The organism is Thermaerobacter nagasakiensis (assembly GCF_055396825.1).
Window position 1 is genome coordinate 23,489 of record NZ_AP043740.1, and the last position, 15,324, is coordinate 38,812.

The 15,324-nt window shown below is 74.3% G+C and carries 13 protein-coding genes; 3 read left to right on the forward strand and 10 right to left on the reverse strand.

Translation table 11 applies throughout. From position 1 onward, the window contains the following. Nucleotides 1–11 precede the first annotated feature (11 nt). The 8 genes from glpX to ACZ5T9_RS00140 all read right to left on the reverse strand — a co-directional run bounded on the left by glpX (nucleotide 12) and on the right by ACZ5T9_RS00140 (nucleotide 10,257). Nucleotides 12–1,001: a class II fructose-bisphosphatase gene (gene glpX, locus ACZ5T9_RS00105; RefSeq protein WP_464833300.1), complete on the reverse strand. Its 990-nt coding sequence runs from the start codon at nucleotides 999–1,001 to the stop codon at nucleotides 12–14. Between the two features lie 145 nt (nucleotides 1,002–1,146). After that, on the reverse strand, nucleotides 1,147–2,004 hold the full coding sequence (locus tag ACZ5T9_RS00110) for a class II fructose-1,6-bisphosphate aldolase (RefSeq protein ID WP_464833302.1): 858 nt from the start codon (nucleotides 2,002–2,004) through the stop codon (nucleotides 1,147–1,149). Between the two features lie 78 nt (nucleotides 2,005–2,082). Next, nucleotides 2,083–2,481: a glycine dehydrogenase gene (locus ACZ5T9_RS00115; RefSeq protein ID WP_464833304.1), complete on the reverse strand. Its 399-nt coding sequence runs from the start codon at nucleotides 2,479–2,481 to the stop codon at nucleotides 2,083–2,085. Continuing rightward, a complete protein-coding gene (locus tag ACZ5T9_RS00120; RefSeq protein WP_464833306.1) occupies nucleotides 2,478–2,948 on the reverse strand; it encodes an acyl-CoA thioesterase in 471 nt (156 codons plus the stop codon). Before ACZ5T9_RS00120 ends, ACZ5T9_RS00115 begins: the two co-directional genes overlap by 4 nt. A 205-nt stretch (nucleotides 2,949–3,153) precedes the next feature. Then, the gene (locus ACZ5T9_RS00125; protein ID WP_464833308.1) at nucleotides 3,154–5,400 is read right to left on the reverse strand and encodes an ABC transporter ATP-binding protein; all 2,247 of its coding nucleotides are present in this window, start codon (nucleotides 5,398–5,400) and stop codon (nucleotides 3,154–3,156) included. Between the two features lie 108 nt (nucleotides 5,401–5,508). After that, nucleotides 5,509–6,174, reverse strand: a complete 666-nt coding sequence (locus ACZ5T9_RS00130) for a hypothetical protein (RefSeq protein WP_464833310.1) — start codon at nucleotides 6,172–6,174, stop codon at nucleotides 5,509–5,511. 255 nt (nucleotides 6,175–6,429) lie between these two features. Beyond that, on the reverse strand, nucleotides 6,430–7,689 hold the full coding sequence (locus ACZ5T9_RS00135; RefSeq protein ID WP_464833312.1) for a glycosyltransferase family 2 protein: 1,260 nt from the start codon (nucleotides 7,687–7,689) through the stop codon (nucleotides 6,430–6,432). Nucleotides 7,690–7,830: 141 nt separating this feature from the next. Continuing rightward, nucleotides 7,831–10,257: a glycoside hydrolase family 2 protein gene (locus ACZ5T9_RS00140; protein ID WP_464833313.1), complete on the reverse strand. Its 2,427-nt coding sequence runs from the start codon at nucleotides 10,255–10,257 to the stop codon at nucleotides 7,831–7,833. A gap of 526 nt (nucleotides 10,258–10,783) precedes the next feature. Here ACZ5T9_RS00140 and ACZ5T9_RS00145 point away from each other — a divergent pair. Next, complete coding sequence (locus tag ACZ5T9_RS00145) at nucleotides 10,784–11,188, forward strand: DUF192 domain-containing protein (protein ID WP_464833314.1); 405 nt, start codon at nucleotides 10,784–10,786, stop codon at nucleotides 11,186–11,188. 138 nt (nucleotides 11,189–11,326) lie between these two features. Beyond that, nucleotides 11,327–11,620 carry a glutaredoxin domain-containing protein gene (locus ACZ5T9_RS00150; RefSeq protein WP_464833315.1) on the forward strand — a complete coding sequence of 98 codons (294 nt, stop codon included), beginning with the start codon at nucleotides 11,327–11,329 and terminating at the stop codon, nucleotides 11,618–11,620. A 51-nt stretch (nucleotides 11,621–11,671) separates the two neighbouring features. On the opposite strand, the gene ACZ5T9_RS00155 is transcribed toward ACZ5T9_RS00150, so the two are convergent. Continuing rightward, complete coding sequence (locus ACZ5T9_RS00155) at nucleotides 11,672–12,988, reverse strand: glutamine synthetase family protein (protein ID WP_006904390.1); 1,317 nt, start codon at nucleotides 12,986–12,988, stop codon at nucleotides 11,672–11,674. After that, a complete protein-coding gene (locus tag ACZ5T9_RS00160; RefSeq protein WP_464833316.1) occupies nucleotides 12,969–13,580 on the reverse strand; it encodes a MerR family transcriptional regulator in 612 nt (203 codons plus the stop codon). The genes ACZ5T9_RS00155 and ACZ5T9_RS00160 overlap by 20 nt, the downstream gene beginning before the upstream one ends. Nucleotides 13,581–13,963: 383 nt before the next feature. On the opposite strand from ACZ5T9_RS00160, the gene ACZ5T9_RS00165 reads away from it, so the two are divergent. Next, the gene (locus ACZ5T9_RS00165; RefSeq protein ID WP_464833317.1) at nucleotides 13,964–15,112 is read left to right on the forward strand and encodes an AAA family ATPase; all 1,149 of its coding nucleotides are present in this window, start codon (nucleotides 13,964–13,966) and stop codon (nucleotides 15,110–15,112) included. Nucleotides 15,113–15,324 lie beyond the last annotated feature (212 nt).

Genomic DNA, 15,324 nt, shown 5'->3' on the forward strand with positions numbered 1-15,324 from the left:
CGCCCATCACCTCATGCCCTGCCCGCCCCGGCGCCGCCCACCATCTCGCCGATGACGGGCTTGCGCTCCAGCCGGTGCCACGCCTCGACGAACCGCACCGTGCCCGTGCGGTAGCGCATGGCCACCGAGTGGGTGTAGGCGCCGCGGCTGGTGAACTGAACGCCCCGCAGCATCTCCCCGCTGGTGATGCCCGTGGCGGCGAAGATCACGTCCTCGCCCCGCACCAGATCCTCGATGCGCAGCACCCGGGCCTGGTCGATGCCCATGGCCTGCATCCGCCGCCGGTCCTCGTCGTCCTCGGGCCAGAGCCGGCCTTGCAGCTCGCCGCCGAGGCAGTAAAGGGCCGCCGCCGCCAGGACGCCTTCGGGGGCGCCGCCGATGCCGACCATGAGATCGATGCCCGTCCCCTCCAGGGCCGTGGCGATGGCGGCCGAGACGTCGCCGTCGGAGATCAGCCGGATGCGGGCACCCGCCCGCCGGATGCGGGCCACCAGGTCCGCATGGCGCGGCCGGTCCAGCAGGATCACCGTCACGTCTTCGACCCGCTTGCCCAGGGCCCGGGCCACGGCCTGGAGATTGTCCTCGATGGGCCGCTCGATGTCGATGGACCCCGCCGCCGCCGGACCGACGGCAATCTTCTCCATGTACATGTCGGGGGCGTGGAGCAGGCAACCCCGGGGCGCCACGGCCAGGACCGCGATGGCCCCCGGCAGGCCCTTGGCCACCAGGTTGGTCCCTTCCAGAGGGTCGACGGCCACGTCGACCTCGGGCCCCCGGCCGCTGCCCACCTGCTCGCCGATGTAGAGCATGGGCGCCTCGTCCATCTCCCCCTCGCCGATGACCACCGTCCCGCGGATTTCCACGGTGTCGAACACCGCCCGCATGGCGTCCACCGCGGCGCCGTCGGCGGCGTTCTTGTCCCCCCGCCCCATCCAGCGGGCGGCGGCCAGGGCGGCCGCCTCGGTCACCCGCACCAGTTCCAACGTCAGTTCCCGTTCCATCCCGGCTGCCTCCCCTCCCCCGCGGCCGCCACCCCCCGGCCGGACGAACCGGCCCGGGCGGCCTCCGGGCTCCCGGGCCGCATCCCGCGTCGGGATCAGGCGGTCCAAGGGGCCCTGCTCTCCTCGCCCCTGGCCCGGACGGCGCTCACGCCTTGCCCGAGGAGCCGAAGAGCCGCATCTTCTCCTTGACCTTTTCCTTCATGGCCTCCCGGGCGGGGCCCAGGATCTTGCGCGGGTCGATCTCCTGGGGCTTCTCCGCCATGATCTCCCGCGCCCGGCCGACGAAGGCGGCCCGCAGCTCGGTGTCGATGTTGATCTTCCGGACCCCCAGGGGAATGGCCCGCCGGATGTGCTCCTCCGGGATCCCGCTGCCGCCGTGCAGCACCAGCGGCAGGTCCGGCATCAGCTGGTGGATGCGGGCCAGGCGGTCGAAGTCCAGCTTGGGCTCGCCCTTGTAGAAACCGTGCTTGGTGCCGATGGCCACCGCCAGGTAGTCGACCCCGGTGCGCTGGACGAAATCGGGCACCACCTCAGGGTCGGTCAGCACCACGTCCCAGTCCTCGACCCGGATCTCCTCCTCCACGCCGCCGATCTTGCCCAGCTCGCCTTCCACGGAGACGCCCACGGCGTGGGCGGCCTCCACGGCCTTGGCCGTCAGCCGCACGTTCTCCTCATAGGACAGGTGGGATCCGTCGAACATCACCGAGGTGAATCCGTAGCGCAGGCACTCCATCACCTGCTCGAAGCTGGGGCCGTGGTCCAGGTGCAGGCAGATGGGCACCCGGGCCTCTTCCGCCGCCGCCGTCACCAGGGCGCGGATGTAGCGGATGCCCGCGTACTTGATGGCGCCCTGGCTGGCCTGCAGGATCACGGGCGACCGCTCCTCCTCGGCGGCGGCAATGATGGCCTGGATGATCTCCATGTTGTTGACGTTGAAGGCGCCCACGGCGTAGTCCCGCTTGCGGGCGTCTTCCAAAAGCTCGATGCCGGTGACCAGCGGCATGTCGGGAATCACCTCGCGCGAGGGTAGTCCACACCGCTCCCACGATAGCAAGAAACTTCCGCCCGGGGAAAGCGGACCTCAGGCCTGCAGCGGCCGGGAGAGCCCGCTGTGGCCCGGCCGCACGGCCCGGAACCACAGCGCCTCCCCGGTGGCCAAGAGCACCCGCACCCCCCCGGTGGCGTGCTCCCGCCGCACCTGCTGGATGTGGTGGAGCAGGAGCACCAGCTCCCCGGCCGCCCCCTCGAAGCCCAGGCCCGGCCCGGCCGCATCCCAGACCAGCTCCCGGGCCTCCGAGGCCACGTCGGCAATCACCGCGTGCCCGCCCCCGAACTCGATCCAGACGTCCAGGGTGGCCCCCGCGTCGACGGCATCCAGCAGGTCCAGCAGGGGGCCCAGGCGACCGGTGATGCCGGCCAGGGCCGGGTCCGCCGCAGCCACCCGTTCCAATGCCTGGGCCAGGCGCTGCCGGCTGCTCACCGGCCGCCGTCCCCCCCGCCCGGCCTGCCGGCTTCCACCGGCACCTCGGGCTGCAAGCCCTCCAGCTGGGCCCAGATCTCGGGCCGGGCCTTGCGCAGGTTGATGGGCCGGCCCCGGGTGTCGATGAAGGCGTGGCGGGTCTCGCCTTCGGCGACCACCTGGGCGCTGCCGGCCGCCCGCAGCAGGTAGGCAAAGTCCATGCGGGTGGGCGTCAGGCGCACCAGCTCCACGTCCAGCTCCAGCTCGTCGTCGTAGTCCACCGGGCGCAGGTAGCGGCAGACCGCCTCCAGGACCGGGAGGAACACCCCCTCGTCCTCCAGGCGGCGGTACGAGAGGCCCAGGCGGCGGATCAGCTCGGTGCGGCCGTCGGTAAACCAGTCGAAGTAGCGCGCGTAGTACGCCCGGCCCATGCGGTCCGTCTCGCCGTAGCGTACCCGCAGGCGCAGGGTCCAGCGGGCCAAGGCCATCCCCTCCTACACGTCCACCATACCACCTGGCCGGGGCGGGCCACCCTGGGGCAGCCCGCCGTGCCTTGACAGGCCACCTCACCTTGCCAGGCCGGCTTGCCTTGACGGGCCACCCTGACCCATGACGGCTGGGTCGCGGGCAAGGTCGCCCCCGAGACGGGGTGGACCCACGAGACCATCCGGGCACAGATGGACGGATCCCCGGCTAGTCTCCCGTGCCTGTCCCGCCGGCCGGAAGGCCCGGCCGCGGCCGGCCGGGGCCGCGAGGACTGAAGAAGGTGCGGTACAGGCGGGCGTAGAGGCCGCCGCGGGCGATGAGCTGGGCGTGGGTCCCCGCCTCCACCACCCGGCCGCCGTCCAGCACCACGACGCGGTCGGCCCGCAGGGCGGTGGAGAGCCGGTGGGCCACCACGATGCTGGTGCACCCGCCGGCCGCCAGCAGGTCCAGGGCCTGGTGGATCCGTTCCTCCGAGTCGGCATCCTGGAAGGAGGTCGCCTCGTCCAGCAGCAGGAGCCGCGGCCGGCGCAACAGGGCCCGGGCGATGGCGATCCGCTGCCGCTGGCCCCCGGAAAGGCGCACGCCCCGCTCCCCCACCGGGGTGTCATAGCCCTGGGGCAGGGCGGCGATGAAGGCGGCCGCGTTGGCCAGCTCGGCGGCCCGCTGGATGGCGGCGCGGCTGGCGCCGGGACAGCCGTAGGCGATGTTGTCCGCCACCGTGCCGGAAAAGAGCACCGGGTCCTGCATCACCCAGGCCACCTGGCGGCGGAGTTCCGCCAGGTCGAACCGGCGCACGTCCTGCCCGTCCAGCAACACGACCCCCTGTTCGGGGTCGTAGAACCGGGGAATCAGGTGCAGCAGGGTCGTCTTCCCCGCACCCGAAGGCCCGACCAGGGCGATGCGCTCGCCGGGTTCGACCCGCAGGTTCACGCCCCGCAGCACCGGCGGGTCGCCGGGCCGGTAGCGGAACCAGACGCCGGCCAGCTCCAGGGCCGCCCCCGCGGGCGATGGCCGGGCGGGCCGCACAGCCGCCTCGGGCCATGTCCGGGCCTCCGCCCCACCGGCCCCGGCGCCGCCACCTCCCCCGGGCGCCCCGGGTCCCCCGGGAGGCCGCGGCGCCCCCTGGGGGAACGCGGGCCCCCCCGCGGGACGTGACGGGTGGGTTCCGGAGATCGCCGGTACGGCTACGGCCCCCCGGCCATCCTGGTCGGCACCCTCCCGGACCACGCCGCCCGCCTCCGGCGGGAGCAGGCGGTCCGGGCGGTCCGGCCCCCCGCTGGCCGCTGCTTCCCGGGTGCCGCCGGCAGGCGGTACCCCCTCGGCGGGCAACTGCAGGATCTCCTGGACCCGCTCCATGGCCGCCAGGCCCTCCTGCAGGATCAGGTGGAAGTTGACCAGGCTCCTGACGGGTGCCAGCATCATCCGCAGGTAGAGCACCAGGGCCGCCAGGGTGCCCGGGCTCAGCCGGCCCGCGATGGCCAGGTAGCCGCCGGCGAAGAACAGCAGCAGCAGGCCCAGGTTGCCCATCAGGTCGGCACCGCTCTCCATCCGCCCGATGAACCGGCGCCGCGCCATGTTGAGGGCACGGTAACGCTGGCTGGCCGCCGCCAGCCGCCCGGCCTCGCGGGTTTCACCGCCAAACGCCTTGACCGTGGCGATGGCGCCCACCGCCTCGGTGGCCGCGGCCCCGATGCGGCCCGCCTGGGCCTGGATCTCCCGGCTGAGGCTGCGGATCCGCACGGTCTGCAGGTAGAACCAGGCTCCTGCCAGGGGCAGCAGAAGGACCAGCCCCATCCCCAGGGCCGGCTGCAGGGCCACCACCGTCGCCACCACCGCCAGCACGCCACCGAACTCGCCAGCCAGCCGGGCGAACACCGCCTGGACGAACCGCTCCACGGCGCCGATGTCGGTGGTCAGGCGGGCGACCACGGCCCCCTGCCGCTCCCGGTGGAAGAAGGCCAGGGGAAGGGACAGGATGTGGCGGTAAAGGCGCACCCGCAGCTCGTGCACCACCCGCTGGGTCAGGTCGAAGGAGACGTAGACGGCGGCATAGTGTACGGCGGCCCGCGTCCCCACCAGGGCCAGGGCCACCAGCGCCCCCATGGCCAGGCGCCGCAGGTCGCCGGCGGGGATGGCCACGTCGAGAAGCCAGCGGAAGATCTGGGGGATGCCCAGATCGAGCCCGGACCGGGCCAGCAGGAGGGCGACGGCCAGCACGGCCTGGGTGCGGAAGGGACGCAGCAGCTGGCGATAGGCGGCCCAGGCACCGGCTCCCGGTTCCTTCCGGCCGGTGCCGGCGGTACCGGCGGTGCCAGAGGGCTCCGCGGCGCCGTCGCTCACCCCGGGCAGGCCGGTTCCCTGACCGGAGCGGGCCGCTCGGGAACCGGGAGTGGCGCCGGCCGGGGAAGGGGCGGCACCGGACGAGGAAGAACGGCGGCGGTTCCAGCGGTTCATGATGAGCCTATTGTAACGCGGTCCGGAAGCCCGGGGCGCATCGCCGGGCGCCCCGGCGGCGCCAGGCGCCGGGCGCCGGCACCGGCCCGGCCACCCTCCCGGGCGCCCTCACCGGTTCCCCGCGCCGGGGCCGGAGGCTCCAGTCTCACCGAAGACCTCCAGCCCCTGGTACTGGATGTCCTCGCCCGGTTCCAGGCGGATGTAACGGGGATACCCGTCCCAGGTGAGCTTCAACCACATCGGGGTCTGGAGGGCCGCCCCGAGGGCGCGCCGCTCCTCCCCGGACAGCACGGAGGGGTCCGGCACGCCGGTGACCCGCGACACCAGAAGCCCGGGCGATTCGGTACCGGGACCCACGTCAAGGGGCGCATGCCTATCGCTGCCAAAGACCAGCAGGCCCGAAGGGATCCAGGGCGCCAGCGCCTCGTTGAGCCGCACGCCCGCCACCACCCCTTGCAGCGCCCGGCCGCCGGCCGGTTCGATCCGGACCTCGAAATGGACATCCCGCCACGGCACCTGGTGCGAGGGGTTCCGGGGATCGGGCCCCGGGCGGGTCACCGGCCTCACGGTCACCCGGGCGGTGACGCGCACATCGCCGGCCAGTTCCGCCGCCGGCAGGAAGCGGTCGAAGGGAGGCCAGTCTTCCACATCGTACAGGGTCACCGGTTCCGGTTCGGGTGGGCGCGCCCCGCAGGCAGGCGCCGACAGGGTGATGGCCGCCAGGAAAAGCCCCCATGCGAGGGCCGCGCTCGTCCGGCGGCGGGTACGTGGCATGGGATGCTCCTCCCCTCCGAGAAGCGCCCTGTCGCCGGGTGCCGCGCCCGGCCGGCACCCCGGCTGCGCCGGCCGCCGCCCCCCAGATGAGCCTGCGGCTTCGCCGGTCTGGGTGGCTCTGGATCCCTTCCTTCGAAACCCAGGCCCCCGTTCCCTTCCCCGCTCGATCCGGACCGGCAGGCACCCCGCCGGGACGCGGAAGGGCGCCCCAACCGGGGCGCCCTTGGCCGTTTCCTCGGACCGCCGCCTGGCCCGTCAGCGGGACAGCTCCCCCAGCCGCACCGCCCGGGTGTGGACCGTGGGAACCCACTGCCGGTTCCGCGGGGTGAGCAGCGCCCACAGCACCAGGGCGATCCAGGAGTACTGGAACAGCGGCAGCAGGGGGATGAACCGGTAAGGCCGCAGCGGCAGCCGGTCCAGCACCAGCACCAGCAGCGGTCCCACCAGGGCAAAGAGGGCCGTCAGGCGCACAGGCCACTCGGGCAGGGGGACCCAGCCCCACTGGGCCAGGGCCGGCCCAGCCACCAGGTTGAGCAGCGAGGCTGCCGCCGTCACCACCAGATGCAGCGGCCGCGTCAGGTCGAAGACGAACTCGAACTTCACCGGATCCAGCTGGCGCAGGCCAGCCCAGAGCAGCCGGGGCGCGTGGATCAGCATGACCTGGACGTTCCCCCGGGCCCAGCGCACCCGCTGGCGGCAGGAGGCCACGAACCCCGTCACCTTTTCGTCGTAGATGCGGGTCTCCCGGGCGAAGGTGGTCACGTAGCCGTGCAGCAGCGCCTTGGCGGAGAACTCCAGGTCTTCCGTCAGGGTGTTCACATCCCACCCCACCCGCTCCAGCACTTCCCAGGCGATGCACATGCCCGTGCCGGCCAGGGCGCCGCACAGGCCCCAGTTGTGCCGGGCCTGCAGCCGCCAGCGGTTGCTCATCCAGAAGCTGAAGGCGAAGGCGGCCGCCACCCAGCTGTCGTCGGGGTTCTTGGCGTCCACGTAGGCCTGGATGATCTTCTCGCCCGCCGCCAGGTGGTCGTTCATCACCTGCAGGAAGTTGGGCTGCACCAGGTTGTCGGCGTCGAACATCACCACGGCGTCGTAGTGCCGGCCCAGGCTGGCGATGCGCTCCAGGGCGTAGGCCACGGCGTACTGCTTGCCCCGCCGGCGGTCGTCGAACCGCTCCCACACGCGGGCCCCCGCGGCCCGGGCGGCGGCGGCCGTCCCGTCGGTGCAGTTGTCCGCGATGACGAAGACGTCATAGAGGTGGCGCGGGTACTCCTGGCGCCACAGGCTTTCAATCAGGGGACCGATCACGGCCTCCTCGTTGTGGGCGGGGATCAGCACCGCAAACCGCGCTCGCGGCGCGGTGCGGGGAACCGGGCGGGGATTGCGCAGGCCCCCGAGGTACACGGCCAGGTTGTAGACCACCACGAAGACCACGGCCGCTTCCAGGCCGCGCAGGAGCCACAGAGGCCAGGCCGGCGTGCCGATCACCGTGGCCGCCGGATCCAGGTACGTCACGGTTCTCCCTCCCACAGGGCCCTCTTCGGCCCGCGAGCCCGGGGCGGCAACCCGGGAACTCAAGCCCAGGGCGGGGACCCCGGCGACCCGGGTCGCCTTCCGGAATTCCAGCATAGTCCGGCTGCAGGCGCCGTCAATGGGTTAGGACGAACGCAGCCGCTCCGGGGTTCCCCCCGGGTCCCCGGCGCCACCCGCCGCGGGCGCACCGGGGCCGGCCGGGCCGGGAAGCCAGGCCGGCAGCGGGTAGGCCGAACGGACTACCCGCCCGCCCACCTGCAGGTCCAGGTGGAGCACCAGGGGCAAGGCCCGCGCCGGGGGGCCGGGTTCGTCCCTTCCCGCACCGGTGGCCGGCCTCGCCCAAGGCGAGGGTACGGCCTCCTGGGGCAACCGGCCGGTGATCCAGCCCACCGGCACCAGGGACCTGGCAGCGGCCCCGCAGGCCATGGTGCCGGCGGCCAGCACCTGCCGTCCCGCCACCAGCTGCCACGTCCACCGCCCTGCCAGGGGCCGGGCGGTGTCATTGACCAGCCACACCGGCAGGCGAAAGCCGCGGCCCGGGCGGCAGCGCCGGGGCCACGCCCCCACGAGCAGGCGCACCGGCGCAAGGACCTCCCGGCATGCCCGGGCCGCCTCGCGGGGCCGTCCCTCGGCCGTGTAGAGGCCGTAGGCCGGACCGCCAGGAGGGTCGTTGAGCGCAAAAAAGAACCCGCCGCTGGCCGGGTAGGGCCGCCGGCGCAAAGCATCCCCGCTATACCTTACGAATCGCGCCTGGGCAGTCTGGTCGCCCGCCGGCCAGCCAAGGGACGCGATCACCGTGACATGGGGTGCCAGGCGCCACCGCCGTTCCAAGGCAGCGGGGTCGGGGACGTCCCCCGTGGGAAAGAACCGCATCGCCCCGCCGGTTCGGGTCCAGGACGGAGCACCCGCCCGCTCCAGGACGGGCCGGCCGGGGTCCAGGGCAGCCAGCTGCCGGGCCAGGCCGGCGGCCACCCGGCTGCCCGTCGCCTGCAGCCGCGGGATCCGGATACCCGCCGGGGTCCGGATGCCCGGCCCGCGCGGCCGTTCTCCGGCCAGGGGCAGGGCCGGCTCCGGGCAGATGGACCAGGCGATCACCGCAGGCCAGCGGCCTGCCTCTTCCACCCAGGCCGCCAGTTGTTCCTCCAGCGCGGCCGCCGCCTCCGGGGTGGGGCACCCCACCGGAGGCAGGTCCTGCCAGAGGACGACGCCCAGGCGGCTGGCCGTCTCGTAGAGGGCGGGGTGGGCCAGGTGGGCGTACACCCGCAGGGCGTTGAGCCCCAGGGCCCGGGCCCGCCGGACCCAGGCCCGGGCCTGGCGCGGGGTGATAGCCCCCGGCCAGGTAGCCAGGGGCAGCAAGCAGGCGCCCCGGAAGCGCAGGGGCTGCCCGTTGAGGTACCAGGCGCCCTCCAGCCGCCGGATGAAGCGGACGCCGGCCAGGACTTCCACCGCGGGGGCCGGCCCCCAGGCCGCTGCGGGCGAGGCGGGTTCCCCGGAGCCGGCGGAGACCAACGGTGGCTGGGCCGTCCCGCCGGCAGGCTCGAAGCCGGCCCGCAGGCGGTAGAGGTGCGGCCGGCCCCAATCCCCCACGGTCCACAGCCGTGGGGAAGGCAGCGCAAACCAGACCTCCCAGGTGCCACCGGGCGGCCGGGCCTCCACGTCCCAGGCCGCCCGGGCACCGGGGCCATCGAACCCGTCCGGCTCGATCTCGATCCAGCACCGGCCCTGGAGGGGTTCCGTCGCCAGGTAGCGTACCCGGACACAGCCGTACGCCACGGCCGGGCCCGGCCCGCCCGCCGGCAGGTCCGGGGTCTCCCCCCTCGCCCCGGGTCGCCAGGGGACGCGGAGGGGCCGTGGTCCCGCCGGCTCCGGCCGTGCCCATGGCCCTGCCGGACCCGGCAGCGGGCGACCGGCGGCCCTCCCGCCGCCCCGGCCCGCTGCGCTGGACCCGGACCCCGCCCCTTCTGCTTCGTCCCGGAAGAACCAGCTCACCGCCACCGGCACCACGCCGCGGACGAACCGCAGGCGGACCGGACCCGCCAGGCCCGGTGGGAGGAACCCCGGCGGAACCGCCTCGGGCCGGGCCCAGGCACCCCAGGCCACCGCCTGGACCCCCGCGGGCCCAGCGCCTTCCTGGGCGCCGGCAAGCAAGGCCGGTCGCCGGCTTCGTCGCCGGCGGAGGCGCCGGCTTTGCCGCCCCTCCTCCCCTCCTTCCAGTGGCCCGGCCACTTCCACGACCAGCCGGTTGGTCCCGGGGCGCAGGGAGCGGGTGATGTCGAGGCACGCGTTGACCTGGCCGGCCCCCGGGACGTCGTAGGCGTCGCCGTTGACCTGCACCCGGGCCCGGCCCAGCACCATGGCCAGCTCCAGATAGGCCCGGACGTCCTTCCCACCCAAGAGCCCCGGCGGCACCTCCACATCCCGCCGGTAGACCACCGCCCGCGGTGGAGCCGAGCCTGGCGGGCATGGGGGCTCCTCGGGTACCCGCACCCGGACCGGCGGGCCAGCCCGGCCGGACCAGGTGACCTCCCAGGTCCCTTCGAGGCCGATCACGGCCTGCGCACCGCCGGCTGCGGTCCCGAGCCCCGCCGGCCTGCCGGACCGTTCCTCCCAGGAGCTGGGGCGGGAGCCGCCCTGGGAGCGCGGTACCAGGGATCTGCACCCGTCCCGGGGCGGTTCGGGGGCCGTCAGGGGTGAGGGGTCGCCGGTTCCGTGATCTATCCGGTGATCTGCAGCGTCCGCCGTCCATCCCATGGTGGCCACCTCCGGCCGTCCCGGACGCGTCCGGGAACGGACAACCTGCCGGGGACAACCCTATGCGGCCTTGCCGCGGGACATGAACGGGTCGCTGCAGCCCCCTCAACGCCCTGCCCGCCGGCCCGACATCATGGATGCGACCTCGGGGGCCGCCGGCGGGGCGGCAACCGGGCAGGAACCGGCGGCGACCGTCACGGGTGCGTGGGACGCGCGGGCCACGGGCAGAGGCTGCAGCCGCGACCCGGCGACGGGCGCAGGCCGGGGCCGTCGCCGTAGCCTGGGGCCGCCACAGGGCCGGTTCGTCCCGGGAAGGAGGAGGGCGATGCGGAAGGTTCACGGCAGGGAGGGTGGAACCGGCGCCGGGCCGCCGGGCCGGGGACCCGTGCGGGTGGTCAACCGGACCCGGGGGACGGAACTGGGCCATGCCATTGCGGTGGCAGCCTCGTGGCGCAGCCGGAGCCGGGGCCTGCTGGGCCGGCACGAGCTGGCCCCCGGGGAAGGCCTCTGGCTCTGGCCGTGCCGGTGGGTCCACAGCTTGGGCATGGGTTTTCCCCTGGACGTGGTGCACCTGGACCGGTCGGGCAGAGTGGTGGCCGCCTACCTCCTGGTCCCCGGGCGGGTGGGCCCCCTGGTGTGGCGCGGTCATAGCGTGCTGGAACTGCCGGCCGGCACCCTGGCCGCCACGGGAACACGCCCCGGCGACCGGCTGGCCTGGGAGCCTGCGTAGCGCTGCCGGCCGGCGGCAGCAGATGCTGCTGCGCCCGGGTGCCGGCGACCGGCTGGCCTGGTAACCTGTATAGCGCCGGCCGCCGGGTGGCAGGATGAACCTGCCCGCCCAGGCCGGAGCCCCAGAGGAGGTGCCCGCATGCCCCCGCAGGTGGAGCTTTACGTGCAACCCGGCTGCGGGGATTGCCGCCATGCGGAGGAGTTCCTCCGCCGGATGGGGGTCGAGTTCACCGCCTACGACGTGCGCCGGGACCCCGACGCCTACGACCGGCTGGTCCACCGCTACCAGAGCCGGGTCACGGCCACGGTGGTGATCGGCGGGAAGGTGTTTCGCGGCTTCGGGCGCAACCGGGCGGCCATCGAGCGGGCGCTCAGGGAGGCGGGCGTCACCGGGACGCCGGGCTCGACCGGCGGCGATGGCCAGGGCGGCTAGACGGTTTCGCCATCCCGTCACCGGATTTGCAGACCCCATCAACAGGCACGCTCAAAAGATGGGCAGGTACTGATCCAGCTCCCACTGGTGCACCTGGACGCGGTAGATGTCCCACTCCGTCCGCTTGGCCTCCAGGTAACGGCTGAACAGGTAATCCCCCAGGGCCTCCCGCACCAGCCCGCTCAGGCGCATGTCGTCCAGGGCCTCGCCCAGGCTGCCCGGCAGCGGCTCGAGCCCCCGGGCGGCGATCTCGGCCGGGTCCAGCTCGAACACGTTCTCCTCCAGCGGCGGGGGCGGTTCCAGGCGGCGCTCCAGGCCGTCGGCACCGGCCCGCAGCAGGACGGCCAGCGCCAGGTACGGGTGGCAACAGGGATCCGGCGCCCGCCATTCCAGCTCCCCCGCTTCCCAGCCGGCCACCAGCCGGGCCAGGGGAGCGTGGGTGTCGCGACCCCAGACCACGTACACCGGCGCCTCGAACCCCGGCACCAGCCGCTTGTAGGAATTGACCAGGGGATTGGTCACGGCGCAGAGGGGCCGCGCATGGTGGAGCAGCCCGGCCAGCCAGTGGCGGGTCACGGCGGCCCGGCTCCAGCCCGAACCCGGCGCGGGACGAACCCGCATCCGCACGTGCAGGCCCGAGCCGTGGGTGCCGGCCCGGGGCTTGGGCAGAAGGGTGGCGTGCATGCCGTGGCGCTCCGCCACGGCGTAGACGGCCCGCCGGGCGATCAGCAGGTGGTCGGCGGCCGCCAGGGGCGGCTGCCAGCCCAGATCGATCTCGTGCTGCGCCGGGGCCACGGCGTGATGGACCGACTCCACCACGATGCCCATGCCCTCCAGCGCCAGGGCGATCTCCTGCCGCACCGGCTCCCCCGCGTCCCGCACCGAGAGGTCCAGATACCCCGTCCGGTCCGGCACCCGGACCTCCGGGCGGCCCCGGCGCCGCCGCAGGAGGTAGAACTCCATCTCGAAGGCCAGCTCCACGGCGACGCCGAGCCCGTCCAGCCGGCGCACCGCGGCCTGCAACCGCTCCCGCGGGCAGCCGTCGAAGGGGCGCCCGTCGCGGGTGTAGATCCCGGCGGGCACCATGGCCACGCGGCCACCCGGCTCCCAGGGCAGGACGAACACCTGCTCCCCGCCGGCCCGCAGGCGCATCTCCCGCTCTTCGACGCGCATGAACCCTTCCAGGGACGCCCCGTCCACCCGCACGCCGCCGTCCCAGGCGGCCGCCGCCTGCTGGACCGGCAGAGTCAGCCCTTTCTGCACGCCGAGGACGTCGGCGTACACCAGCTGCACCAGCTGGATGCCCTGCTGGGCCAGTCGCCGGGCCGGTTCGTCGGGAGGAGCCGGCTCAGCCGGCGGCCGGCGCATCGCGCCCTGCCTCCCCCGGCGCCGGCGGGTTGCGGCGGCGCTGCCAGCGGCGCACCTCGTAGAGCACGGTGGGGTCCAGGGCCGGGTACAGGCTGCGGGCGGTGCCCATACCCGGCACGGCGGGAGCCGGCCCGCGGAAGAGGCGGTCGATGCGCCCCAGGCCGGCAGGCGGCTCGGCGACCCCGGCCGCCGCGCCGGAGGCGCCCGGGCGGTCGGGCCAGCGGGACCCCGGCCAGCGGGGCGAACCCGCCCCCGGCGGGCGGTGCACCGCCGGCGTTGCCGCGGCCAGGGGCCAGGGCTCGGCCGCGGCTCGGGCCGCCGGCACGTCGGGAGGTCCCATGACCTCGTCGCGGCCGCGGCGCTCCAGCAGGCGGCGGCGGATCTCGTCCAGGTGCAGCCCCTGCTGGAGCAGCCACTTGATCTCCAGCAAAAGGTCCACGTCCGCCTGGCTGTACCGCCGCTGGTTGCCCGCCGTCCGCGCCGGGCGCAGCAGGCCCGCCTGCTCGTAGTAGCGGATGCGGCGCTCGCTCAGGCCGGTCAGGTGGCACACCGTTCCAATGGAATACAGGGGCAGGTTGCGGTGCCGCGACACGCCAGCCCCCTCCCCTTGCCGTGGGTTCTTTCATACATATGGCGGCACCGGCAGGTCCGTTCCCCTCCGCCCGGCCTGCGGCAACCCGGGCAGGGGTGACGCGGCCGTGCTCCGGCGCCCGCAGCACGGCGTGGCAAGGGCAGGACGGCCCGGCGGGGCGTTCTTGCGCGGCGGCCGTCCCGGATCGTCCCGGAGCCGCCGGCCGGCCGCCCTGGACCTTCCGCCTCCCCTGTCAGGTTCCCTGACATTTCGGGCCGCCCGCCCCGCCGCGTACAGGCACCCCGCCCCCGGCCGCCTCCATAGCGTGTAGCATCGCGGGTTCCCGATGGTCCGCACAGGCTTCCGGTCACGGGCGTCTAGGGCAACAAGGGGGGGGCACCAGGATGGCCACGGGTCACGGACGGGTGCGCCATTTGTTCGCCAGCGGCAACACCGGCCACGGGTTTCAGTCGTTCTTCGAATACATCGCCTGGCCCGAGCCGCGCCGGGTCTTCGTCCTCAAGGGCGGGCCGGGCACCGGCAAGTCGGCGGTCATCCGGATGGTGGCAGAGGGGCTGATGGAGAGGGGTGTGGGGGTGGAGCTGTTCCACTGCCCGTCGGATCCGTCCTCCTTGGACGGCGTCAACGCACCCGAGCTGGGGCTGGCCGTGGTGGACGGGACGCCGCCCCATGCGGTGGAGCCGCCCCTGCCGGGCCTGGTCGGCCGCCTGCTGAGCCTGGAGGCCACGGCCGGCCGGGACCTGCTGGCGTCCCGGCAGGACAGGATCGACGCCACCGGGCGGCGGGTGCGCCAGCGCTTCCAGCTGGCCCACCGCTACCTGGGACTGGCCCTGGAAGCCCTGGGCCTGTACGAGGACTTCTACGAGCATGCAGGGGCCCTTGACTTGGCGGCCCTTGACCACTCCGCCCACGAGATCGAGGCCGCCGTCTTCGAGGGGCACCGGGTCGTGCGCGCCGGGCGGCGCGGGCGGATCCGGCGCCTGTTTGCCAGCGCCGTGACCCCCGAAGGGCCCCGCCACTATCTGGACAGCCTGCTGGACCCGCTGCCCCGGCGGGTGTTCATCCGCGGCAACCCGGGCACCGGTTGCGCCACCCTGGTGGCCCGGGTGGCGGAAGCGGCCCTGCGCCGGGGCCTGGACATCGAGGCCTACCACTGCGGCCTGCACGGGCGGCGCCTGGACCACGTGCTCATCCCCGAACTGGGCGTGGCGGTGGTGCACAACGCCTACCCCCACACCTACGAACCCAAGACGGGCGACCTGGTGATCGACACGGCGGCCTTCGTCAACGTGGAAGCCCTGGAACGGTACCGGGAGGAGATGGAGGTCGCCCAGGCCCTCTTCGGGCAGGCTTTCGACCAGGGCATCTGGTACCTGCGCCGCGCCCTGATGGCCCACCAGGAGCTGGAGGCGATCTACGCCACACCGGAGCTGCGCGCCCAGGTCGAGGCCTACGCCAGGGAGATCCTGGCCGAGGCCGCCGCCCTGATGGAAGAACAAGCCCGGCGGCGGGAGCACCAGCAACTGGCGTGACAAGATCCGCCCTGCCGCCCGGCCGGCACCACCGGGGCAGCCCGGACGCAGGAGGACCGGCGAATCGGCAACGGCACCCCCGGCGGGCGGGGCTGGTTCGTCCCGCCCGCACCCTTTGCGGCCGCGGCCGGCGCTCCCCGGCCAGCGGGGGACCCCGGAGCCCCGGGGTCCGGTCGCCGGTCCCGTAAGGTACGCTAGGTGTGGATGCGCCT

Bases quoted from the DNA above. Each gene is read 5' to 3' on its own strand.
- ACZ5T9_RS00110 (WP_464833302.1), bottom strand. From the start codon at position 2,004: ATGCCGCTGGTCACCGGCATCGAGCTTTTGGAAGACGCCCGCAAGCGG.
- ACZ5T9_RS00150 (WP_464833315.1), top strand. From the start codon at position 11,327: ATGCCCCCGCAGGTGGAGCTTTACGTGCAACCCGGCTGCGGGGATTGC.
- ACZ5T9_RS00145 (WP_464833314.1), top strand. From the start codon at position 10,784: ATGCGGAAGGTTCACGGCAGGGAGGGTGGAACCGGCGCCGGGCCGCCG.
- ACZ5T9_RS00130 (WP_464833310.1), bottom strand. From the start codon at position 6,174: ATGCCACGTACCCGCCGCCGGACGAGCGCGGCCCTCGCATGGGGGCTT.
- ACZ5T9_RS00165 (WP_464833317.1), top strand. From the start codon at position 13,964: ATGGCCACGGGTCACGGACGGGTGCGCCATTTGTTCGCCAGCGGCAAC.
- ACZ5T9_RS00125 (WP_464833308.1), bottom strand. From the start codon at position 5,400: ATGAACCGCTGGAACCGCCGCCGTTCTTCCTCGTCCGGTGCCGCCCCT.
- ACZ5T9_RS00155 (WP_006904390.1), bottom strand. From the start codon at position 12,988: ATGCGCCGGCCGCCGGCTGAGCCGGCTCCTCCCGACGAACCGGCCCGG.
- glpX (WP_464833300.1), bottom strand. From the start codon at position 1,001: ATGGAACGGGAACTGACGTTGGAACTGGTGCGGGTGACCGAGGCGGCC.
- ACZ5T9_RS00120 (WP_464833306.1), bottom strand. From the start codon at position 2,948: ATGGCCTTGGCCCGCTGGACCCTGCGCCTGCGGGTACGCTACGGCGAG.